Annotated in this window: 23 protein-coding genes and 1 pseudogene; 6 read left to right on the forward strand and 18 right to left on the reverse strand. The window is 61.5% G+C overall.

What is annotated here, in order from left to right; genetic code table 11:
* Window positions 1-58 precede the first annotated feature (58 nt).
* From ACO77H_RS01755 to ACO77H_RS01765, 3 genes are all read left to right on the forward strand, one after another.
* Complete coding sequence (locus ACO77H_RS01755) at window positions 59-856, forward strand: transporter substrate-binding domain-containing protein (RefSeq protein WP_032862246.1); 798 nt, start codon at window positions 59-61, stop codon at window positions 854-856.
* Between the two features lie 123 nt (window positions 857-979).
* Window positions 980-1939 carry an amino acid ABC transporter permease gene (locus tag ACO77H_RS01760; protein ID WP_169955674.1) on the forward strand — a complete coding sequence of 320 codons (960 nt, stop codon included), beginning with the start codon at window positions 980-982 and terminating at the stop codon, window positions 1937-1939.
* The gene (locus ACO77H_RS01765) at window positions 1932-2666 is read left to right on the forward strand and encodes an amino acid ABC transporter ATP-binding protein (protein WP_057437198.1); all 735 of its coding nucleotides are present in this window, start codon (window positions 1932-1934) and stop codon (window positions 2664-2666) included. Before ACO77H_RS01760 ends, ACO77H_RS01765 begins: the two co-directional genes overlap by 8 nt.
* 15 nt (window positions 2667-2681) lie before the next feature.
* Here ACO77H_RS01765 and ACO77H_RS01770 read toward each other — a convergent pair whose 3' ends face one another.
* The 12 genes and pseudogenes from ACO77H_RS01770 to ubiE form a co-directional block, all read right to left on the reverse strand.
* Window positions 2682-4589, reverse strand: a complete 1908-nt coding sequence (locus ACO77H_RS01770; protein WP_432754924.1) for a methyl-accepting chemotaxis protein — start codon at window positions 4587-4589, stop codon at window positions 2682-2684.
* 187 nt (window positions 4590-4776) lie between these two features.
* Window positions 4777-5649, reverse strand: a complete 873-nt coding sequence (locus tag ACO77H_RS01775; RefSeq protein WP_407073435.1) for a methyl-accepting chemotaxis protein — start codon at window positions 5647-5649, stop codon at window positions 4777-4779.
* Window positions 5650-5679: 30 nt separating this feature from the next.
* Window positions 5680-6693: pseudogene (locus ACO77H_RS01780) on the reverse strand (methyl-accepting chemotaxis protein); the annotation flags it as partial.
* Window positions 6694-6797: 104 nt separating this feature from the next.
* Window positions 6798-7505, reverse strand: coding sequence for a 16S rRNA (uracil(1498)-N(3))-methyltransferase (locus ACO77H_RS01785; RefSeq protein WP_432754925.1), 708 nt, complete (start codon window positions 7503-7505; stop codon window positions 6798-6800).
* Entirely contained in the window at window positions 7502-8293 is a 792-nt protein-coding gene (gene tatC, locus ACO77H_RS01790; RefSeq protein WP_170058129.1) for a twin-arginine translocase subunit TatC, read from the reverse strand. Before tatC ends, ACO77H_RS01785 begins: the two co-directional genes overlap by 4 nt.
* The gene (tatB, locus tag ACO77H_RS01795; RefSeq protein ID WP_169952420.1) at window positions 8290-8697 is read right to left on the reverse strand and encodes a Sec-independent protein translocase protein TatB; all 408 of its coding nucleotides are present in this window, start codon (window positions 8695-8697) and stop codon (window positions 8290-8292) included. Before tatB ends, tatC begins: the two co-directional genes overlap by 4 nt.
* A 10-nt stretch (window positions 8698-8707) precedes the next feature.
* A complete protein-coding gene (locus ACO77H_RS01800) occupies window positions 8708-8986 on the reverse strand; it encodes a twin-arginine translocase TatA/TatE family subunit (RefSeq protein ID WP_170042383.1) in 279 nt (92 codons plus the stop codon).
* Window positions 8987-9013: 27 nt separating this feature from the next.
* Entirely contained in the window at window positions 9014-9346 is a 333-nt protein-coding gene (locus tag ACO77H_RS01805; RefSeq protein ID WP_029295998.1) for a phosphoribosyl-ATP diphosphatase, read from the reverse strand.
* Window positions 9347-9348: 2 nt separating this feature from the next.
* Window positions 9349-9741, reverse strand: a complete 393-nt coding sequence (hisI, locus tag ACO77H_RS01810) for a phosphoribosyl-AMP cyclohydrolase (RefSeq protein WP_169952418.1) — start codon at window positions 9739-9741, stop codon at window positions 9349-9351.
* A 64-nt stretch (window positions 9742-9805) separates the two neighbouring features.
* A complete protein-coding gene (ubiB, locus tag ACO77H_RS01815) occupies window positions 9806-11410 on the reverse strand; it encodes a ubiquinone biosynthesis regulatory protein kinase UbiB (RefSeq protein WP_169952416.1) in 1605 nt (534 codons plus the stop codon).
* Window positions 11407-12030: a ubiquinone biosynthesis accessory factor UbiJ gene (locus ACO77H_RS01820; protein ID WP_170058127.1), complete on the reverse strand. Its 624-nt coding sequence runs from the start codon at window positions 12028-12030 to the stop codon at window positions 11407-11409. Before ACO77H_RS01820 ends, ubiB begins: the two co-directional genes overlap by 4 nt.
* Window positions 12030-12800, reverse strand: coding sequence for a bifunctional demethylmenaquinone methyltransferase/2-methoxy-6-polyprenyl-1,4-benzoquinol methylase UbiE (ubiE, locus tag ACO77H_RS01825; RefSeq protein WP_003209306.1), 771 nt, complete (start codon window positions 12798-12800; stop codon window positions 12030-12032). Before ubiE ends, ACO77H_RS01820 begins: the two co-directional genes overlap by 1 nt.
* Window positions 12801-12955: 155 nt before the next feature.
* On the opposite strand from ubiE, the gene ACO77H_RS01830 reads away from it, so the two are divergent.
* From ACO77H_RS01830 to ACO77H_RS01840, 3 genes are all read left to right on the forward strand, one after another.
* Window positions 12956-13231: a polyhydroxyalkanoic acid system family protein gene (locus ACO77H_RS01830; protein WP_032862236.1), complete on the forward strand. Its 276-nt coding sequence runs from the start codon at window positions 12956-12958 to the stop codon at window positions 13229-13231.
* Window positions 13232-13369: 138 nt separating this feature from the next.
* Window positions 13370-13792 carry a phasin family protein gene (locus tag ACO77H_RS01835; RefSeq protein ID WP_432754926.1) on the forward strand — a complete coding sequence of 141 codons (423 nt, stop codon included), beginning with the start codon at window positions 13370-13372 and terminating at the stop codon, window positions 13790-13792.
* 11 nt (window positions 13793-13803) lie between these two features.
* Entirely contained in the window at window positions 13804-14763 is a 960-nt protein-coding gene (locus tag ACO77H_RS01840) for a phasin family protein (protein ID WP_432754927.1), read from the forward strand.
* Window positions 14764-14845: 82 nt separating this feature from the next.
* Here ACO77H_RS01840 and ACO77H_RS01845 read toward each other — a convergent pair whose 3' ends face one another.
* The 6 genes from ACO77H_RS01845 to hslU all read right to left on the reverse strand — a co-directional run bounded on the left by ACO77H_RS01845 (window position 14846) and on the right by hslU (window position 22138).
* Window positions 14846-15466 (reverse strand): TetR/AcrR family transcriptional regulator, encoded by a 621-nt coding sequence (locus tag ACO77H_RS01845; protein ID WP_432754928.1) that lies wholly within the window; start codon window positions 15464-15466, stop codon window positions 14846-14848.
* Window positions 15467-15493: 27 nt separating this feature from the next.
* Window positions 15494-17176, reverse strand: coding sequence for a class II poly(R)-hydroxyalkanoic acid synthase (gene phaC / locus ACO77H_RS01850; RefSeq protein ID WP_169952408.1), 1683 nt, complete (start codon window positions 17174-17176; stop codon window positions 15494-15496).
* A 102-nt stretch (window positions 17177-17278) separates the two neighbouring features.
* Complete coding sequence (gene phaZ, locus ACO77H_RS01855; protein ID WP_029296035.1) at window positions 17279-18136, reverse strand: poly(3-hydroxyalkanoate) depolymerase; 858 nt, start codon at window positions 18134-18136, stop codon at window positions 17279-17281.
* A 194-nt stretch (window positions 18137-18330) separates the two neighbouring features.
* The gene (gene phaC / locus ACO77H_RS01860) at window positions 18331-20010 is read right to left on the reverse strand and encodes a class II poly(R)-hydroxyalkanoic acid synthase (RefSeq protein WP_170058125.1); all 1680 of its coding nucleotides are present in this window, start codon (window positions 20008-20010) and stop codon (window positions 18331-18333) included.
* 250 nt (window positions 20011-20260) lie between these two features.
* The gene (locus ACO77H_RS01865) at window positions 20261-20638 is read right to left on the reverse strand and encodes a gamma-butyrobetaine hydroxylase-like domain-containing protein (RefSeq protein ID WP_432754929.1); all 378 of its coding nucleotides are present in this window, start codon (window positions 20636-20638) and stop codon (window positions 20261-20263) included.
* A 162-nt stretch (window positions 20639-20800) separates the two neighbouring features.
* Complete coding sequence (gene hslU, locus ACO77H_RS01870) at window positions 20801-22138, reverse strand: ATP-dependent protease ATPase subunit HslU (protein WP_169952401.1); 1338 nt, start codon at window positions 22136-22138, stop codon at window positions 20801-20803.
* Between the last annotated feature and the right edge of the window lie 36 nt (window positions 22139-22174).

The following is a 22174-nucleotide window of genomic DNA, read 5'->3' on the forward strand; positions in this document are numbered from 1 at the left end:
AAATAGTGCAGCCCTGTGAAGGCCTGCATCAAAATAAAATGAGTCAGGGGACTTGGTGATGAAAAAGTATCTTTCGATGCTGATGCTCGGCGTTACGGCCCTGCTGGCAGTCAATACGGCCCAGGCCGGTGCGATTGACGAAGCGGTCAAGCGCGGCACCTTGAAAGTCGGCATGGATCCGACCTACATGCCGTTTGAGATGACCAACAAGCGTGGCGAAATCATTGGTTTTGAAGTCGACCTGCTCAAGGCGATGGCCAAGTCCATGGGGGTCAAGCTGGAACTGGTCTCCACCGGTTACGACGGCATCATCCCAGCCTTCCTCACCGGCAAGTTCGACATGATCGGCAGCGGCATGACCCTGACCCAGGAACGCAACCTGCGCCTGAACTTCAGCGAACCCTTCATCGTGGTTGGCCAGACCCTGCTGATCCGCAAGGAACTGGAAGGCACCATCAAGTCCTACAAAGACCTGAATGACGAGAAGTACCGCCTGACCTCCAAACTCGGCACTACGGGTGAGATGGTGGCCAAGAAGCTGATCTCCAAGGCCAAGTACCACGGCTACGACAACGAGCAGGAAGGTGTGCTCGACGTGGTCAACGGCAAGGCCGACGCCTTTGTCTACGACGCGCCGTACAACGTGGTTGCCGAGAAAAAAGTCGGCAATGGCAAGCTGGTGTACCTCGAAGAACCCTTCACCTACGAGCCGTTGGCATTCGGTTTGAAGAAGGGCGACTACGACAGCATCAACTTCATCAATAACTTCCTGCACCAGATCCGCAACGACGGCACCTACGATCGCATCCATGACAAGTGGTTCAAGAGCTCCGAGTGGCTCAAGGACATGGAATAAGCTAGAAACCGCGTCGCGCCCATCGCGGGCAAGCCCGCTCCCACATTTGGAATGTATTCCAGTGTGGGAGCGGGCTTGCCCGCGATGGCGGCCTGACAGCCGATACACATCCCGGAACCCGCAATGAAACAGAAAAAAGCCCAATGGTCCTGGCACCTGCTGACCGTGCTGGTGCTGGTCGGCATGGCCGGCGCGTTGTACTACGCCACCTCGCTGATGTCCTACGAATGGCGCTGGAACCGCGTGCCGCAATACTTCGCCTACCAGGCTGAAGAGTCCAAGCGGGCGGCGGATATTTCCACGGTGGTCGAGTTGGTGCGCAAGGGCGACGTGGCGCAAGTCACCCTGCGCAACGACGCCGGCGCCGAACAGCACCTGACGGTGGCCGAAAACAGCCTGCAAGTGGCCCGTGGCGACGATGTGGCCGAGGGCGACGTGATCGGCGTGACCCGGCACTGGGCGCTGGGGCCGTTGATGTGGGGGTTGTGGACCACCCTGTGGCTGTCGCTGGTCTCGGGGGTATTGGGCTTGTTCATCGGCCTGGCAACCGGCCTGTGTCGTTTGTCGAATAATCCGACCTTGCGCGATCTGTCGACGATCTATGTCGAACTGGTACGCGGTACGCCGCTATTGGTACAGATCTTCATTTTCTACTTCTTCATCGGCACGGTGCTGAACCTGTCGCGCGAGTTCGCCGGCATCGCCGCGCTGTCGCTGTTTACCGGCGCCTACGTGGCCGAAATCGTGCGTGCCGGCGTGCAGTCGATTGCCCGTGGCCAAGGCGAAGCTGCCCGCTCCCTGGGCTTGAGCGCCAGCCAGTCGATGCGCCATGTGGTGCTGCCGCAGGCCTTCAAGCGCGTGCTGCCGCCGTTGGCCGGGCAATTTATCAGCCTGGTCAAGGACACCTCGTTGGTGTCGGTGATCGCCATTACCGAGCTGCTCAAGAGCGGTCGCGAGGTCATCACCACCTCGTTCTCGCCGTTTGAAATCCTGTTCTGTGTCGCAGGCCTGTACCTGCTGATCAACCTGCCGCTGTCGAAAATGGCCAGCCGGCTTGAGCGGAGGCTCGCCCAAAGTGATTGAAGTGCGCGATCTGGTAAAAGTCTTCGACACCCGTGGGCACGTGGTGCGCGCGGTGGATCACGTCACCACCCAAGTGGCCAAGGGCGAGGTGCTGGTGGTGATCGGCCCGTCCGGCTCCGGCAAATCGACGTTCCTGCGCTGCCTCAACGGCCTGGAAGAGTTCGATTCGGGCTCGGTGAGCATTGATGGTCTGCAACTGGCCGACCCCAAGACCGACGTGAACGCCTATCGCCGGGAAGTCGGCATGGTGTTCCAGCATTTCAACCTGTTCCCGCACATGACCGTGCTGGAAAACCTGTGCCTGGCGCAGAAAGTCGTGCGCAAGCGCGGCAAGAAGGAGCGCGAGGCCAAGGCCCTGGCATTGCTGGAAAAGGTCGGCATCGCCCAAAAAGCCAACGAGTTCCCCTCGCGGCTCTCGGGTGGCCAGCAACAGCGCGTGGCGATTGCCCGGGCGCTGGCCATGGAGCCCAAGGTCATGTTGTTTGACGAGCCCACCTCGGCACTGGACCCGGAAATGGTCGGCGAAGTGCTGGACGTCATGAAGACCCTGGCCCTGGAAGGCATGACCATGGTCTGCGTGACCCACGAAATGGGCTTTGCCCGTGAAGTGGCAGACCGGGTGCTGTTCTTCGATCACGGCAAACTGTTGGAAGACGCTGCACCCGCGCAGTTCTTCGATGCACCGAAGGACCCACGGGCACAGGCGTTCCTGCGCCAGGTTCTGTAACCCACGGGGGCAGGTTCATACCTTGAACTTGCCTACGCACTGCTGAAGATTCGTGCCCAGCCGTGCCAATTCAATACTCGCCGCCGCCGTCTGTTCGCTGGCAGCGGCGGTTTGCTCCGAAACATCCCTGACCTTCAACACGCTGCGATTGATCTCCTCGGCCACCGCACTTTGCTGTTCGGCGGCGGCGGCGATCTGTGGGTTCATTTCCTGGATGACCAGCACAGTGCGCGCGATTTCCGTCAGGGCGTCGCCGGCATTGCGCGTCAGGCCGACGCTGCGGTCGGTCAGGGCGCGGCTGTTGTCCATGATGTCGGCGACCTGTTGCGTGCCGCTGTGCAACCCGCCGATCAGTTCTTCGATTTCCTCGGCGGACTGTTGGGTGCGCTGGGCAAGGCTGCGTACTTCGTCGGCCACCACGGCAAATCCCTGGCCGGCTTCACCTGCGCGTGCGGCCTCGATCGCCGCATTGAGCGCCAGCAGGTTGGTCTGCTGGGACACCGACTTGATCACCTCCAGCACGCTGCCGATCTTCTGGCTTTCCCGTTGCAGGCCCAGCATCGCCTGGCTGGAGCGCGCCATCTCGTGGGCCAGGTGTTCAATGTGCGCCACCGCATCCGTCACCACCTGGTCGCCCAGTTCGGTCTGCTGATTGGCCTGGCCGGCGGCAATCGAGGCCTGTTCGGCATGCCGCGCGACTTCCTGGGCGGTGGCGAGCATCTGGTTCATGGCGGTCGCCACCTGCTCGGTTTCGTCACGCTGATTATTCACGCCCGCCCGGGTTTGCTCGGTGACGGCCGACAACTCCTCGGCGGCGCTGGCGATCTGCCGGGCATTGTCGCTGATGCTGCTAATCAGCCCCCGCAGGTTCAGGGTCATTTGCGCCATGCTGCATTGCAACTGGCCCAGCTCATCGCGGCGCCGGGTCTGCACATCGTGGCTGAGGTCGCCGTCGGCAATGCGATTGGCCACGGCCAGGGCCCTGCGCAGTGGCTTGACGATCTGCCCGGCGATTATCCAGGCGGCCAGGGCGCCAAAGAGCACAGCCGCAGCGGTAATGGCGAGCGTCTGGGTGCGGGCCTGTTCGGCTTCCCGATTGCGGCGCTGGGTCTGGTCCTGGCTCAACAGGTCACTCTGTACCAGCAGTTGATCCAGCTGCTGCTCCAACTCGTTTTGCGCCGTTTCGGTGGTGAGCTGGGTATCGCGCAGGCGTGCCAGATGGGTGCGCAGGCTGAGCACGGCATTTTTCAATGCGCTGCTGTCCACGGGCAGTTTCTCCACGGCCGCCTGGGCGAGTTCGAGGCTGCGCTCGGCGTCGCTGACGGCCTGGGCATAGGTATCCAGGCTGCTGGCCGCCCAGGCCGGGGTCAGGGCGCGGTCTTCGGCTTGTTCAATGGCCAGGCGCAGGGCTTCGATGGCATCGAGGGCTTTTTCGTCGTCCTGGTCGGGCAGGTCGCTGGCCAGTTGCGCCAGGCTGTCGCTGGTACGGATGGAGCTCTGTTTCAGCTGTTCGCGGGCAGTTTCCCGCTGCTTGACCAGTGATGGCACATCCTTGAGCGTGGTTTTGAACTTGCCTGAAATACTGGCCATGCTCTGCAGGTATTGCAGGGCTTTTGGCGCCTTGAGACGGTTTGACAGCTCGCTCATGTACCCGTCGACCTTGTCGATGGAGACGCTCAATTTATTGAGGCTGGTTGCGTTGTCCAGGGTGCGGTACACGATGCGGTCGGCCCGCACTTGTTCACCGGTCACTGCCAGTTGCGCGAGCACGGTCAGGGTTTGTGAGCGGTAGAGCGAGGCGGCGAGGGACTGCCAGCCAGTCAGGGCGATTACAAGGCTCAGGGCCAGCACCAAGGCAAAACCCAGGACCAGTTTGAGGGTGACGCTGGTGTTACCCAGCAGTTGAGTCATTCGACGAAGCATGGCCAACCTCCGGCAAGTGAACAAAGGCGTTCGACGTGCCGGGGCGCCGACGGGCGCGGACACATTGAATCCATTTGAACGCTAGTCGGCGTAGGCGCCAGGTGTACCGATCATGGCCTGAAAAACGTGTAGGAAATTTCACAAGCTGCGCGCGGCGACCCGGACGGATCGCCGCGAAGGGCAGGGGTCAGACCCGGAAGCGGCCGACCAGTGATTGCAGATGGGTGCCCAGGCGCGCCAGTTCGGTACTGGAGGCGGCAGTCTCTTCGCTGGCTGCTGCGGTCTGCTCGGACACATCGCGTACGTTCAGCACGCTGCGGTTGATCTCTTCGGCCACGGCGCTCTGTTGCTCGGCGGCGGTGGCGATCTGCTGGTTCATCGCCTGGATGGCCGAGACCGTGCGGGTGATGTTCCCCAGGGCATTGCCGGCGCGACGGGTCAGCTCGACGCTGCTGTCGGTGAGGCCACGGCTGTTGTCCATGATGGTCGCCACCTGCTGGGTGCCGCTTTGCAGGCCGACGATCAGCTCTTCGATCTCTTCGGTGGATTTTTGCGTGCGCTGCGCCAGGCTGCGCACCTCATCGGCCACCACCGCGAAGCCACGGCCGGCTTCCCCGGCGCGTGCCGCTTCAATGGCGGCGTTGAGTGCCAGCAGGTTGGTTTGCTGGGCCACGGACTTGATCACGTCCAGCACGCTGCCGATCTTGTCGCTTTCGCGCTTGAGATGGCCCATGGCCTCGGTGGAATTGCCGACTTCGCCGGCCAGGCGCTCGATCTGGGCGATGGCTTCGCCGACCACCCTGTCGCCTTCGCGGGCTTGTTGGTCGGCGGCGACGGCGGCTTCCGAGGCCTCCTCGGCATTGCGCGCCACTTCCTGCACGGTGGCGGCCATTTCGTTCATCGCGGTGGCGACCTGGTCGGTCTCCACCTTCTGGCTGTTGACCCCGGCGCTGGTCTGCTCGGTAACCGCCGACAACTCTTCGGCGGCGCTGGCAATTTGCGTCACGCCGTCGCTGATCCCGCCGATCAGGTCGCGCAGGCCCATGGTCATGCTTTGCATGGCGCGTTGCAGTTGGCCCAGTTCGTCCTGGCGTTGCGAAACCAGATCATGGGTCAGGTCACCGGCGGCGACGCGCTCGGCGACCTTGAGGGTCTGGCTCAGTGGAATCACGATCTGCCGGGTAATCGCCCAGGCCGCCACCATGCCAAAGACCAGCGCCAAGGCGGTGGCCAGCATCAACAGGAACTTGGCCTGTGCGGCGTCGGCGTCGCGGATGATGGTTTGGGAGGCGGTGAGCTTTTTGCTGCGCTCGAACAGCAGGTCACCTTGCTCGGCCATGGCCTTGAGGGCCGCGGCGCTGGCCACCTGGGAATCGCGAAACTGACTGACGGCGGCGAGGTAGGCCTTGAGGGAGTCGCTGGCCTCCTGCAGGTTGGCGCTGTATTGATCCGGCAGTTGGCTGCGCAGGCTGTCGGCGCTCTTCAGGGCGTTGGCAATGGCATCCAGCGCCGGTTGCTCAGCTTCGACCTTGGCGCTGTAGGTATAGCCGCGCACCTGGAAACGCGCCTGCTGGATCAGCTTGCTCAGTTCGACCGCGCTGTTGAACTGGGGGACGCTGTCACCTTGCAGCAGGACTTTTTCGATTTCCGCGACGCGCCCGACGGCGTTGTCGGCGGTAGCGCCAAGCTTGCTGCGTGCATCTTCGCGGTGGGCACCGGCCTGGACCATGGCGCCAAAGGCCTGTCGATACTTGGCGACGGCGGCCAACTGCTCATCGATGATGGCGACATCGGCCGGTTGCTCGATCTGGCTGCGCGCGGTCTTCAGGCCGCTGTCGAGTTTATCCATCAGCTCGTTGACCAGCCCCGGGCCTTGTTCGCCACGGCGCATTTCATAGTCCAGCCGGGCCTGGCGCAGGTCTTTGGTGAGTTCGTTGAGGCTGGAAATAAAACCCAGTTTATCGCCACGGCTGATCACGCCACTCAGGCCCGTCCAGCCGGTGAAGGTGATCAGCAGCGTGAGGACCAAGACCAGGCCAAAGCCCACGCTCAGCTTGCGATTGACGCTCACATTCCCCAGTTTTTCAGCTAGCCAACGGTACATGCGGTGAACTCCCCTGAACAAGGCTTGGACTTATCCTGAGGGTATCGGCATGCGAGCGGGATTCTGTAGCGGCACAAAGCCCCGTGGTGTTTGGAGGGGCGGGGTTAGAAGAGGCGGGCGAGCAGGGCGGTCACGGCAGTTTCTACGCGCAGGATCCGCGCGCCCAGTTGCACCGGCTGCAAGCCGGCCTTGGCCAGCAAGTCCACTTCATAGGGAATCCAGCCACCTTCGGGGCCGATGGCCAGGGTCACCGGTTCATCCAGGCCGCGTGGGCAGGCCGGGTAATCGCCGGGATGCCCGACCAGGCCTAGGGTGTCCTGGGCCAGGGCCGGCAGGCGGTCTTCAACGAAGGGCTTGAAGCGTTTTTCGATGACGATCTCGGGCAGCACCGTATCCCGCGCCTGTTCCAGGCCGAGGATCAGTTGCTCGCGGATGGCTTCGGGCTCCAGGAACGGGGTCTGCCAGAAACTTTTTTCGACCCGATAACTGTTGACCAGCACTACCCGTGGCACACCCATGGACGCTACGGTCTGCAACACCCGACGGAGCATTTTCGGGCGTGGCAGGGCCAGCAGCAGGGTCAGTGGCAACTTGGCCGGTGGCGGCTGGTCGAGGCTGATTTGCAGCTCGGCCTCGCCCGCTTCCAGGCGCAGCAACTGTGCATTGCCCATCAAGCCGCCAATGCGCCCCACGCGCAGGCTGTCGCCGACCGCGGCGCGATGCACTTCTTGCATGTGCACCAGGCGCCGGTCACGCAGCACGACCCGGTCGGGCGCGATAAAGTCGGCATCTTCAAGCAGCAGCAGGTTCACGGTTGGGTCGCTGGCGGCTGGTCGTCATCGGCGGGTTGGTCATCCGGGTGTTCGCCGCGCTTGCTTATCAGGCTGCCAAACAAGATGCCAATTTCAAACAGCATCCACATCGGCACGGCTAGCAAGGTTTGCGAGAAGATATCCGGTGGGGTCAGGATCATGCCGACCACGAAGCAGCCGATGATCACGTACGGGCGAATCTTGCGCAGGTACTTCACGTCGACCACGCCGATCCACACCAGCAGCACCACCGCTACCGGGATCTCGAAGGCCACGCCGAAGGCGAAGAACAGCGTCATCACGAAGTCGAGGTAACTGGTGATGTCGGTCATCATTTCCACACCGGCCGGGGTAGCGGCGGCGAAGAACTTGAAGATCAGCGGGAACACCAGGAAGTAGGCGAACGCCATGCCGGTGTAGAACAGCATGATGCTCGACACCAACAGCGGCACCGCGATGCGTTTTTCATGCTTGTACAGGCCCGGTGCGATAAAGCCCCAGATCTGGTGCAGGATCACCGGGATCGCCAAGAACAGCGACACCATCATCGTCAACTTGAGCGGCGTGAGGAACGGCGAGGACACGTCGGTGGCGATCATCGTCGCGCCCACCGGCAGGTACTCGCGCAGCGGCGTCGAGACGAAGGTGTAGATCTGCTGGGTAAAGGCAAACAGCCCGGCAAAGATCACGAAGATCGCCGCGACACACCGCAGCAGGCGGGTGCGCAACTCGGTGAGGTGCGAGACCAGCGGCATATGCTGGTCGTTTTCCGGTTTATCAGCGCTCATGGGGCTCGCGGCGGCAATGTAGGGTCGTGGGGAGCGGGCGACGCGGTAGGCGTCGGCGCAGGCTCTGCTGGGGGAGCGGGCGTGGCGATCGGGGCCGTCTCGGCCACCGGCGCAATGCTCTGCTCGGCCACCGGTTCAACCGGTGTCGGCGCCTGTTGCTGGGGCGCGAGGATTTTGCGCGCTTCCTGCTCCAGGGACAGAATGTGTTCGTTGTGCAGTTGCCGGCGAATTTCGTCGGCGCCGATTTCCCGTTCAACTTCCTGTTTGATGGCGTTGAAACTGCGTTTCAGGCGCCCGACCCACAGGCCAGCCGTGCGCGCGGCGCCGGGCAGGCGTTCAGGCCCCAGCACCAGCAGGGCAACGAGGCCGACGAGCAGCAGTTCAGAGAAGCTGATACCAAACATTAGTCAGTGCTCACGAGTCTTTGCGGGACGGCTCTTCGACTTTCTCGGCCTGTACGTCGAAGGTGCGACGCTCGGTGATCGGCTGTGCCGCCTGCGGGTGTACAGGCTGCGCCGGTGGAACCGGGGTGGCGCCGGTATCGGCCGGTTTTTCGTCGTCGTTCATGGCCTTGCGAAAGCCCTTGATGGATTCGCCGACATCAGTGCCCAGGTTCTTCAGTTTCTTGGTACCGAACACCAGGACGACCACCACGAGAATGACGATCCAGTGTTTCCAGTCAAAAATGCCCATGCTGCAATTCCTCAGTCAGAAAGTTATTCAGGCGGACGGGCGCGAGGCCTTTTCGGCGTGCCCGGACAAGCCGAAGCGACGGTCCAGTTCATCCAGCACGGCCTGTGGGTGCTGCCCCAGTTGGGCGAGCATGACCAGGCTATGGAACCACAAGTCAGCGGTCTCATAGATGACATCGCTGTAATCGCCGCTGATCTCGGCATCCTTGGCGGCGATGATGGTCTCGACGGATTCTTCGCCGAGTTTTTCCAGAATCTTGTTCAGGCCCTTGTGGTACAGGCTGGCGACATAGGAGCTGTCGGCGTCCGCACCCTTGCGGTCCTCCAGCACCTGGGCCACACGGTTCAGGGTATCGCTCATGTTCAATGTCCTGCCGAGTAAATGGCGTGCGGGTCTTTGAGCACCGGCTCGACGGTTTTCCACGCGCCGTTCTCGAACACTCGGTAGAAGCAGCTGTGGCGGCCGGTATGACAGGCGATGTCGCCGACTTGCTCGACCATCAGCACGATCACGTCGGCGTCGCAGTCCAGGCGCATTTCGTGCAGCTTTTGTACATGCCCGGACTCTTCGCCCTTGCGCCACAGTTTGCCACGGGAACGTGACCAGTAGATGGCACGCTGCTCGGCGGCAGTCAGGCTCAGGGCCTCGCGGTTCATCCAGGCCATCATCAGGATGCGCCCGGTCTTGTGGTCCTGGGCAATGGCCGGCACCAGGCCGTCACTGTCCCATTTGATCTCGTCCAGCCAGTCTTTCATCTTCGACTCCGACAGCCGTGCGCGACCCGCCCCGGCAATGTGCAACAGTGTATAACCGGTCGGCCTATCGACGCACGACCAGATAAAGACCCACGGCGACCATGATCCCGGCCGGCCAATGGCCCAGCTCGTTCAACGGCCCACCGGCTGCGAGCACCGCGCCACCGCCCAGGTGCGCCGCGCCCAGCAGGCGCAGGAACCAGTCGTCCTTGCGCTGGTGCCACGGCGGCGCCGGGTCCTTGGCGTGGGGCTGGGACATGCGCTCGAGCAGGTCGCGGGTCATGTTGGCCAAGTGCGGTAGCTGCTCGACCTGGCTTTGCAGGTTGCCCAGCAGGGTTTTCGGGCTGACGCGCTCGCGCATCCAGCGTTCGAGGAACGGTTGCGCGGTGTTCCACAGGTCCAGGTCCGGGTACAGCTGGCGGCCCAGGCCTTCGATATTGAGCAGGGTCTTTTGCAGCAGCACCAGTTGCGGCTGCACTTCCATATTGAAGCGTCGCGCGGTCTGGAACAGGCGCATCAGTACCTGGCCGAATGAAATATCTTTTAACGGTTTTTCGAAGATCGGCTCGCACACGGTGCGGATTGCTGCCTCGAACTCATTGAGCTTGGTTTCGGCCGGCACCCAGCCCGAATCGATGTGCAATTGCGCCACGCGCCGGTAGTCACGCTTGAAGAAGGCAAACAGGTTGCGCGCCAGGTAGTCCTGGTCCTCGGGGGTGAGGCTGCCGACGATGCCGCAGTCGATCGCGATGTACTGCGGGCTCCATGGATTTACCGTGCTGACGAAGATATTGCCGGGGTGCATGTCGGCGTGGAAGAAGCTGTCGCGAAACACCTGGGTGAAGAAAATCTCCACACCACGCTCGGCGAGCATCTTCATGTCGGTGCGCTGGTCGGCCAGGGTCGCCAGGTCCGTGACCTGCACGCCGTAGATGCGCTCCATCACCAGCACCTTTGGCCGGCACCAGTCCCAATAGACCTGCGGCACGTACAGCAGTGGCGAGCCTTCGAAGTTGCGCTTGAGCTGGCTGGCGTTGGCTGCTTCACGCAACAGGTCGAGTTCGTCGTAGATGGTTTTTTCGTAGTCGGCGACCACATCCACCGGGTGCAGCAGGCGCGCATCGGCAGAGAAGCGCTCGGCGGCGCGGGCCAGAATGAACAGCCACGCCAGGTCCTGGCCGATGATCGGCTTGAGGCCAGGGCGGATCACCTTGACCACCACCTCTTCGCCGGTTTTAAGCTGCGCGGCGTGCACCTGGGCAACCGAGGCCGAGGCCAGGGGCTCGACGTCGAAACGGCTGAACACTTCGCTGATTTTCTTGCCCAGCTGTTCTTCGATCAGCTTCATCGACTGCTGTGAGTCGAACGGCGGCACGCGGTCCTGCAACAGCATCAGCTCGTCGGCGATATCCTCGGGTAGCAGGTCGCGACGGGTCGACAGGATCTGCCCGAACTTGATGAAGATCGGCCCCAGGTCCTGCAAGGCCAGGCGCAGGCGTGCGCCACGGCTCAGGTCCAGGGTCTTGCGCGGGAACCAGCGCCACGGCAGCACGTAGCGCACGGCCAGCAACAACCACGGCAGCGGCAGGGCGAACAGCAGGTCATCGAGGCGGTAGCGAATGACGACGCGTTGGATTCGGAACAGACGGCGGACGGCGAGCAGCTTCATGCGTTATCGCTTGGATCAAGGGAGCGGCTCAGGCGCTCGAAGCGCGCCTCAAGCCGTTCCAGGTCGAGTTTGGCCTGGTCGAGTTCACGAAAGCGCGCTTCGGCTTCCCGTTGTCCGACGAGGGTGCGCGATTCTTCGCTCAGGTATTCGGCGAGGTTCTGATTGAGGCTGGCGAAACCCTGCTGGTACCAGCGCGAACGGCTGCGCAGGTGCCCGCTGATCAACTGGGTGGCCACCGGGCCGAGCCAGCGCGACAGCTCGTATTCCCAGTCCAGCTCCAGGTCTTGCAGCACGGCGGCCAGGTCCATCAGCACCGCGCTGTCGCCTTCAAGGGTCACCTCGGGGCCGTGCAGGATCGCGGTCTTGTCACGGCTCAAGGCCAGGCGCAGCAGGCTCGCCGCCGGTGCACGCAGGGTGCAGTCGGCATCGGCGGCCCAGTGCGCGGCGAGCATCAGGCCTTCATCGCTGGGCAGGATAAACAGCTGCAAGGCCGGGCTGCTGCAATCGACGGCAATGATCTTGCCGTTCAGGTGCGCCAGCCGTGCCAGGGCGGTGCTGTCCAGGCGCAGGACACGGTTGAGGCCGTGTTCGACACTGGCGAGAAGGCCCGTGAACAACATCAGGGCTTGATGCCGCGATGCAGGGCGACGATACCGGAGGTCATGTTGTGATAGGTCACGCGGTCGAAGCCGGCCTCGACCATCATCGACTTCAGGGTTTCCTGGTTGGGGTGCATGCGGATCGACTCGGCCAGGTAGCGATAGCTCTCGGCATCATTGGTGATCAGCTTGCCCATCAACGGCATGAAGGCGAACGAGTAGGTGTCGTAGACCTTGGACATCAGCGCGTTGGTCGGCTTGGAGAACTCCAGCACCAGCAGGCGACCACCGGGCTTGAGCACCCGCAGCATCGAGCGCAGGGCGTCTTCCTTGTGGGTCACGTTGCGCAGGCCGAAGGCGATGGTCACGCAGTCGAAATGGTTGTCGGGGAACGGCAGCTTTTCAGCGTCGGCCTGGACGAACTCGATATTGCCGGCCACGCCCTTGTCCAGTAGGCGATCGCGGCCCACCTTGAGCATCGAGCCGTTGATGTCGGCCAATACCACCTGGCCGGTGGGGCCAACGAGCTTGGAGAACTTGGCGGCCAGGTCGCCGGTGCCACCGGCGATGTCCAGCACGCGGTTGCCGGTGCGCACGCCGGACAACTCGATGGTGAAACGTTTCCACAGGCGGTGCATGCCGCCCGACAGCACGTCGTTCATCAGGTCGTACTTGGCGGCCACGGAGTGGAACACTTCAGCGACTTTTTCCGCTTTCTGGCTTTCCGGGACGTTCTTGAAGCCGAAGTGAGTGGTGGGTTCGGCATCGCTGCCTTTGCGCTGATCAGTCATATCGCTGTCACCAAAAGAGAATGGGGGCATTCTAATCCCCAAGGCATGCTTTGTCTTGGCAAGGCTGAAGGTAAGATAGGTGGCCGCCGAGACCTTTTGCCGCATGGCGGGTGAGCAGGGTGCTCAATACGTCTTTATAACGAGGAGTCATTCAAATGGCCCGCATACAGATTGAACGTGCCCACGCACTGGGTAAGGAAGCTGCCAGGGCGAAAGCCGAGAAGTTGGCGCATAAACTCAAGGAACAATATGGCCTGGAGCCATCTTGGTCTGGCGACACGTTGAACCTCAAGCGTTCCGGCGTCAAAGGCACGCTGAAAGTGGCCGAGGATTCGTTAAGGATTGAAGTGGAACTGGGCCTGTTGATGTCGGCCATGAGTGGCACCATCAAGTCCGAAATCGAGAAGGCCCTGGATAAAGCCCTGGCCTGATCTGCGACTGCGCGCCGCATTGGCTGGAGGCTCATTGTGCTGTTCTTAGGGTGCCGATTCTAATTTTTCTCCCTACTTTGTACTCAGCCCTCAACTCCTGTGGGCAGTTCCTCCACCCTTTTATGCGTGAGGTGCACCATGGCCAAAGTTATTTTGAAGAAAAAAATCGATACCCAAATCAGCGCTCTGAGCGACGTTAAAACCTATGCTCGCAAGATCTGGCTGGCGGGTTTGGGGGCTTACGCGAAGGTCGGCAGCGAAGGCAGCGAGTACTTCAAGGAACTCGTTAAGACTGGTCAACATGTTGAAAGCAAAGGCAAAAAAGTTGTGAATGAACAACTTGATGCCGCCAACAGTCAGATTGATTACGTTAAGAGCAATGTCTCCAGCGTCAAAGGTCGCGTGGAAGTGCGACTGGATAAAGTCGAGAAGGCTTTTGACGCGCGTGTTGCAAGTGCCTTGAATCGAATCGGCATTGCGTCTAAACATGACGTGGAGACACTCTCTGCTAAGCTCGATGAGCTAACGGCATTGCTCGAACGTGTCGCGCGTAAACACTAAGGAGACATCGGATGGCTGTTAAAAAGACTACTCAGAAAGAAGGCAGCTCTTGGGTCGGGAAAGTTGAAGAATACTCCCGCAAGATCTGGCTGGCTGGTTTAGGCGTGTACTCGAAGATCGACAGTGACGGCAGCAAACTCTTCGAGACTTTGGTTAAAGACGGCGAGAAGGCCGAGAAGTTGACCAAGAGCACAGTCGGTAAACAAGTAGATGCGGCCAAGGCGAGCGCGAGTTCGGCCAAGTCCCGTATCAGTGATGCGAAAAAGCAGGTACTGGGTACTTGGGGCGAACTTGAAGGTGCACTCGACAAGCGCCTGAACAGTGCTATTTCGCGCCTGGGCGTGCCGAGCCGCAATGAAGTGAAGGCGCTGCACAGCAAGGTCGATACCCTGACCAAGCAAATCGAAAAGCTGACCGGCGCTAAAGTCGCTCCCGTCAAAGCAGCGGCCAAGCCTGCTGCCAAGCCGGCCGCGAAAACGGCTGCGGCCAAACCTGCGGCGAAAACCGCGGCCAAGCCACTGGTCAAGGCCGCGGCCAAGCCAGCCGCTAAACCTGCTGCCAAGCCAGCGGCGAAAACGGCAGCAGCCAAACCTGCCACCAAGCCTGCTGCCAAGAAGCCAGTAGCGGCTAAAGCTGCTGCAAAACCTGCGGCCAAGCCGGCAGCGAAACCTGCTGCCAAGCCTGTGGTAAAAACGGCTGCGGCCAAGCCGGCTGCCAAGCCAGTGGCAGCAAAACCCGCTGCCAAACCGGCCGCCGCGAAGCCTGCAGCCAAGCCAGCAGCGGCAAAACCTGCGGCAAAGCCAGCAGCGAAAAAGCCGGCCGTAGCCAAGAAACCTGCAACGCCCAAGCCTGCTGTAGCGGCCAAGCCTGCAACCCCGGCACCTGCGACCAACTCGGCCACCGCGCCGACGCCCGCCGCAGCGGCCCCGACTGTAACGCCGGCCACCCCGACGCCATCCAGTCAGTCCTGATTTACACGGGACAAATAAAAGCGCCCGGCCTGCAAAGGTCGGGCGTTTTTACTTGGCGCTTGCAACAGCACACCCCACATTGTTAATCGGTGTCATCCAGGTATTTGAGTGCAAAACGCTCGGTAGCCAACCGCGCCGGCATCAACAGATGCGGCGCCACCAGCATCATCACTTGATACACCGCCACCCGCACTTCGGCCTCACGATCGAGGATGCGTTGGTAATCCAGGGAAAACAGCAGGGTCATGGTGATCTGCTCCACCAACTGCCCCAGTGCCTGGGTATCGCTGACCAACTGCCCTTCGGCCTTGAGCCGCGCCAGCAGCGAAGCCAGGGTGCGCTTGAGCGCGGTCAACAGGTTGCGAATGCCCTTGGCTAGCTTCGGCAAGCGCCCGGCCAGGTTCGACAGGTCCTGGAACAGGAACCGATAGTGCGCCATGCGCTCGACGATCAAGTGCAGGAACAGCCAGTAATCCTCCGGTGCCAGCTGCACATCGGCCGGCGGGTCGAGCAGCGGCGCCAACTCCCCCTGAAAACGCTCGAACAGCCCCAGTACCAGGGGCTCCTTGCCATGGAAGTGGTAATAGAGGTTACCGGGGCTGATCCCCATTTCATTGGCCACCTCCATGGTTGAAACATTTGGCTCGCCCTTGTGGTTGAACAACTGCAGGGCACATTCCAGGATCCGGTCGCGGGTTTTCATCCAGTCTTCTTAATCTGATCGTTGAGCTCAGCGCACTCGCACATAGGTGCCCGGCGCCGCTTCCATCGGTGGGTAGTTTTGGTTGCCCAGGGCCGTCAGGGTTTCGCGCTGCACCCCGGAGCGTTGCTGGATCCACTCAAGCCACTGCGGCCACCAACTGCCCTCGATGTGGCTGGCGTCGTAGTACCAGGCGCGGGGGTCGCTGCTCAGCTTGAGGTTCTCGACAAAATTCGCCTTGGGATTGCCCGGCGGGTTGAGGATGCTCTGGATATGCCCGCTGTTGGAGAGCACGAAGCGCTTGTCGCCGCCCAGCAGCAAGGTCGAGCGGTAGACCGCGTCCCAGGGCGTGATGTGATCGTTGATCCCTGCCACGCTAAAGCTGTCCACCGTGACTTTCTGCAAGTCGATGGGCGTGCCGCAGACTTCCAGGCCACCGGGGTGGCTCAGTGGGTTGTGCTTGAAAAAATCCAGCAGATCGCCGTGCAAGGCTGCCGGCAGGCGGGTGTTGTCGTTGTTCCAGTACAGGATGTCGAACGCCGGTGGCTCCTTGCCGAGCAGGTAGTTGTTGATCCAGTAATTCCAAATCAGATCGTTGGGGCGCATCCAGGCGAAGACCTTGGCCATGTCGCGGCCATCCAGCACGCCCTGTTGATAGGAGCGGCGCTTGGCCGCTTCCAGGGTCTGTTCGTCGGCAAACAGCATGGCGGGGCTGTCTATCTGGCTGTCCAGCAGGCTTACCAGGTAGGTGGCACTGGCGACCCGCCGTTGTTGGCGCTTGGCTTGCAGATGGCCTTGCAGCGCGGCGATGGTCAGGCCCCCGGCGCAGGCGCCCATCAGGTTCACTTCACGGGCGCCGCTGATCGCCCGGCAGATGTTCAGGGCTTCTTCCAGGGCCGCCACGTAGGTCGACAGGCCCCACTCGCGATGGCGCACGTCCGGGTTGCGCCAACTGACCATAAACACCTGCAGGCCGTTTTTCAGGGCGTACTGCACGAAGCTGTTGGCGGGGCTCAAATCGAAAATGTAGTACTTGTTGATTTGCGGCGGCACCACCAGCAGCGGCTTGGCGTACTGTTTTTCGCTCATGGGCTTGTACTGGATCAGCTCCAGCAGTTCATTGCGAAACACCACCGAGCCAGGCGTGGTGGCCACCGTCTTGCCGACCTCGAAGGCCTGCTTGGTGACCTGGCGCGGCAGGCCGTTGTTGTGCAGCAAGTCATCGAACAGGTTGCTCATGCCACGCACCACGCTGTTGCCGCCGGAGTTGAGCAACTCCTTGATCGCCAGCGGGTTGAGCAGGGTGTTGGACGGCGACACCGCATCGTTGAGCAACGAGAAGGCAAAATGCGCCCGCGCGCGGTCGTCTTCGCTCAGGCTGCTGTCGTCGATCCAATGCCGGGTCTGTTTCTGCCAGCTCAAATAAGCTTGCAGGCTGCGCCGGTACAGGGGGTTGAGGGTCCAGGTGGGGTCGGCGAAGCGGCTGTCGTGGGGGTTGGGTTCGTGCACGGTTTCACCCAGTAGTACCCGGCCCAATTGCCCACCCAATGCCAACGCATGCCGCGCGCTGTGCAGCGGGTTGCGCAAGCCATGGGCGGCGACACTGCGCAGGGTCGACAGCAGATCCCGGCCGCGCAGCCCGGTGATCGCACTTTGTGCATTGATGAACGCGGCGGGTGTAGGCGCCGGGACGTTTACGGGTCGGTCACGCATGGGTCAACACTCCTTCGTCAATTCGCCAACAAGCACGCCAATTCAGAACCATAGTCGGTTCTGGCCAAGTTGCGCGTAGGGGTCGTCCTGACCCGATACCGCTCAGGTGTTGCTATAGGGCGCCGGCTGCGGATGGATCACCGCACGCAGGCGTTCCTCCTGGAGAAACTTCATGATGATCGGTGCCACGGCTTCGGCCCGGGTGATCAGGAACAGATGGCCATCGTCGATGATGTGCAGTTGGGCATTGGGAATGCGCCAGGCCAGCATGCGCATGTTGACCAGCGGGATCAGCGGGTCGTCGTCGCCGGCCAGTACCAGGGTCGGTTGCTTGATCTTGTGCAGCCAGTGAATGCTGGTCCAGCCCAGGCCCGCAAACAGTTGCCAGTAGTAGCCCAGCTTGCCGGCCGAACGCACCTTGCTCGCGTGTTCGGCGGCCAGTTTCGAGTCGCGGCGGAACGAGCCGCCATAAATCATCGGTGCGATACGCACCACATGGGACGGTTGGATGTAGCGCCGCGGGCTGGCCATCAGCCATAGCACTTTTGGCTTGCCGGGTACCATAAAGGCGCCGGCGGCGGTGGCGGCGAGGATCAGCTTTTTGCAGCGTTCCGGGTAGTCGTAGGCAAACTGCTGCGCGAGGGCGCCGCCCCAGGAAACCCCCACGGCATTGACCTGGCCATAGTCCAGGTAATCGAGCATGCGCGCGGTGAGTTTGGCCAGGCCGGGAAAACGATAGGGGCGGCTGGGTGTCGACGACCCGCCGACGCCGGGTACGTCGAAGGCAATCACTTCCAGGTCCGGGTCCAGGGCCTGGACGAACGGAAACACCAGCTCAAGGTTGGCGCCGATGCCGTTGAAAATCAGCAATGGCGTCAAGTGAGACTTGCCCGGTCGTACCGCCGTGCGGATGGTCTGGCCATCCAGGTCGATGGTACGGAAGATGAACGGTTGCGGCATGCTCAAGCCCTGTGAAGTGTTACTGCTGGAATGCGGCCCATGCGGGAGCAGGTGTGTGTGGGAGCGGGCTTGCCCGCGATGGCATCAACTCGGCCTGACAGATACACCGTGTTGCCTGCATCGCGAGCAAGCCCGCTCCCACCCTGACCGAGTTCCCACATTTGATCTCATTGCAATCACACAAAAGTGTGGCCTTAGCGCTCGTGAACGTATGTGCCTGGCGCAGCCTCTGCTGCTGCGTAGGCCTTGTTACCCAAAATCGTAGGGGACTTCTTGAGCTTGCCTGAACGCTCACCCACCCATCCCTGCCAGTGCAGCCACCACGAGTCGGTATGCTTGGTGGCATTTTCCTGCCAGTCCAATGCCTTCTCGCCCATGCTCTCGCTGGTCTGGTAGCGCGCCTTGGGGTTGCCGGGCGGGTTGAGGATGCTTTGGATGTGCCCGCTGCTGGACAGCACGAACTCGACCTTGCCGCCAAACAACTGCGCCGACTTGTAGCAGGACTGCCACGGCGTGATGTGGTCGTTGGTGCCCGCCAGCGAGTAGATGTCGGCTGTGACCTGCTTGAGGTCAATCGGGGTGCCGCACACTTCCAGGGCGTTGGCCCGCACCAGCGGGTTGTTTTTGAACAGTTCGATCAAGTCGCCGTGGAAGGCTGCCGGCAGGCGCGTGGTGTCGTTGTTCCAGAACAGGATGTCGAACACCGGCGGCTCATTGCCCAGCAGGTAGTTGTTGACCCAGTAGTTCCAGATCAGGTCATTGGGGCGCATCCAGGCAAATACCTTGGCCATGTCCCGGCCTTCCAGCACGCCGGCCTGATACGAATGGCGCTTGGCCGCTTCCAGGGTCTGTTCGTCGACGAACAGGGCCACCTGGGTGTCGAGGGTGGTGTCCAGCACGCTCACCAGCAAGGTCAGGGCGTTGACCTTCTTCTCGCCCAGCGCCGCGTAGTGGCCCAGCAGCGCGGTGCAGGTGATGCCACCCGAACAGGCGCCGAGCATGTTGATGTCCTTGCTGCCGGTAATCGCCGTGACCACATCGACCGCCTCTTTCAGCGCTTCGATATAGGTCGACAGGCCCCATTCGCGCTGGGCCTTGGTGGGGTTGCGCCAACTGACGATAAAGGTTTGCTGGTTATTGCGCAGGCAGAAACGCGCCAGGCTCTTGTCCGGGCTCAGGTCGAACACATAAAACTTGTTGATCTGCGGCGGCACCACCAGCAGCGGGCGCTCGTACACCTGTTCGGTGATCGGCTTGTACTGGATCAGCTCCAGCACGTCATTGCGAAACACCACCGCGCCTTCGCTGGTGCCCAGGCTCTTGCCCACTTCAAAGGCGCCCATGTTCACCTGGCTCGGCATGCCGCCGTTGTGCACCAGGTCCTTGGCCAGGTGCGAGAGGCCATCGAGCAGGCTCTTGCCACCGGTTTCAAAGAAGCGTTTGACGGCGGCCGGGTTAGCGGCGCTGTTGGTCGGCGCCATGGCCTCGGTCATCAGGTTGATGACGAAGTGGCCGCGGCTGATGTCCTGCTCCGACAGGTTGCTGTCGCCGATCCAGTCGTGCAGCTCCTTGCGCCACGCCAGATAGGTTTGCAGGTAGCGTTTGTAGAGCGGGTTCTGGCTCCACGCCGGGTCGTTGAAGCGACGGTCATCGCTTTCGGGGGCAAGCTCGGACTTGCCGAACACCACATTCTTCAATTCGACGCCAAAGTGGGCGACGTGCTTGACGCTGTGCAGCGGTTGCTTGATGGCCTGGGTCAGCACCATGCGCGCAGAAGCCAGTAAATCCTTTTTCCGTAATGCGATGATCGGGTTGAGCCCCAGGGTGTTTTCCGAGGCCTGGCGTTTCAAGTCATCGTTATTCTTGTTACTCATCTACGACGCTCCATTGTCCGAAAGACGAGTACCGGGTACCGCTGTGCTCCCAATTATCGAGGCACAACACAAGCCTGGTACTGCTGCTCGGGTGACCGTAAATACCGCATCGTCAAATGCAGGGAACTTGCCAATTCCATTGGTTACCCGAGTTTAATTTTTTTCGCAAGCGGGCCAATCTTTGGCCACACGGAGGGGCATTCAAGCAGATGAAATTAGAAAATGCCCACTAATGAGCAAGAGGCTTGAGTTAGAGCATCAGCTTGACGACGGACTGGCTCGGGTCGCGGGTTTTTCCGGCCGCCTTGAGCTCGGCAAGATAATCGGCCCACAGCTCGTCCTGACGTACGGCGAGTTGGTAGAGGTAGTCCCAAGTGAACAGTCCGCTGTCATGACCGTCGTCGAAGGTCAATTTCAGTGCGTACTGCCCGGCAGGTTCGATCTTGGTCAGGCCGACATTCAGCTTGCCAAATTGCAGGATCGGTTTGCCGTGGCCCTGGACCTCGGCGGAAGGGGAGTGGACCCGCAGCAGCTCGGCGCTCAGGTGATAGACCTCGCCGGGGCCGTAGGTCAGCGAGAGGGTCTTGGAGGCTTTGTGCAGGTTGATGGCGGTAGGCAGTTTGGTCATTTGGGGAACCGCTCAGAGATGATCCTGAAGGAACCGGCTTTAAAATGTGGGAGCGGGCTTGCTCGCGAATGCGGTGGGTCAGTCACCGTTGCATAAACTGACCCACCGCATTCGCGAGCAAGCCCGCTCCCACTTTAAAGCAGAGCGGTTCCTGCGTAAGGCTTACAGGATATAACGAGACAGGTCTTCGTTCTGCGCCAATTCGCCCAGGTGGCTGTTGACGTAGTCGGCGTCGATCCTGATTGCTACGCCATTCTGCGCGCCCGCCATGTCGCCGGCGCTGAAGGACACTTCCTCAAGCAGGCGCTCAAGCAGGGTGTGCAGGCGACGGGCACCGATGTTCTCGGTCTTCTCGTTGACCTGCCAGGCAATTTCCGCCAGGCGCTTGATGCCATCCGGCAGGAACTCGATCCCCAGGCCTTCGGTTTTGAGCAGCTCGCGGTATTGCTCGGTCAGCGAAGCATGCGGTTCGCTGAGGATGCGTTCGAAGTCGCCCGGCGTCAGGGCCTTGAGCTCCACGCGAATCGGCAGGCGGCCTTGCAGCTCGGGCACCAGGTCGCTGGGCTTGCTCAGGTGGAACGCACCGGAAGCGATAAACAGGATGTGGTCAGTCTTGACCATGCCCAGCTTGGTATTGACCGTGCAGCCTTCGATCAGCGGCAGCAGGTCGCGCTGCACGCCTTCGCGGGATACATCGACGCCACCGGAATTGCCGCGCTTGGCCACCTTGTCGATCTCGTCGATAAACACGATGCCGTGCTGCTCGACCGCTTCCAGGGCCTTGGCCTTGAGCTCTTCCTCGTTGACCAGGCGCCCGGCTTCTTCGTCACGCACCAGCTTGAGCGCGTCCTTGACCTTGAGCTTGCGGTTTTTCTTCTTGCCCTTGCCCATGTTGGCGAACAGGTTTTGCAGCTGGCTGGTCATTTCTTCCATGCCGGGCGGTGCAGAGATGTCGACGCCGGCGCTTTCGGCGACTTCGATCTCGATTTCCTTGTCGTCCAACTGGCCTTCACGCAGGCGCTTGCGGAACAGCTGGCGCGTGTTGGAATCCGAGGCGGGGGCGGCGTCTTCATTGAAGCCCGTGCGTGCCGGTGGCAGCAGGGCGTCGAGGATGCGTTCTTCGGCGGCGTCTTCGGCGCGGTGGCTGACCTTGGTCATTTCCTGTTCGCGCAAAAGTTTCAGGGCGGCGTCGGCCAGGTCACGGATGATCGACTCGACGTCGCGGCCCACATAGCCGACTTCGGTGAACTTGGTCGCTTCGACCTTGATGAACGGTGCGTTGGCCAGCTTGGCCAGGCGCCGGGCGATCTCGGTCTTGCCGACACCGGTCGGGCCGATCATCAGGATGTTCTTGGGGGTTACTTCAACGCGCAATTCTTCGGGCAGTTGCATCCGGCGCCAGCGGTTACGCAGGGCGATGGCAACGGCGCGCTTGGCATCGTCCTGGCCGATGATATGGCGATTGAGTTCGTGGACGATTTCGCGGGGAGTCATGGACATAGTGGTGTGTGGTCCTCAAGCAGGAACAAGCCGACG

It is taken from the genome of Pseudomonas sp. WMBT8 (assembly GCF_050916005.1).
Taxonomy (GTDB): Bacteria; Pseudomonadota; Gammaproteobacteria; order Pseudomonadales; family Pseudomonadaceae; genus Aquipseudomonas.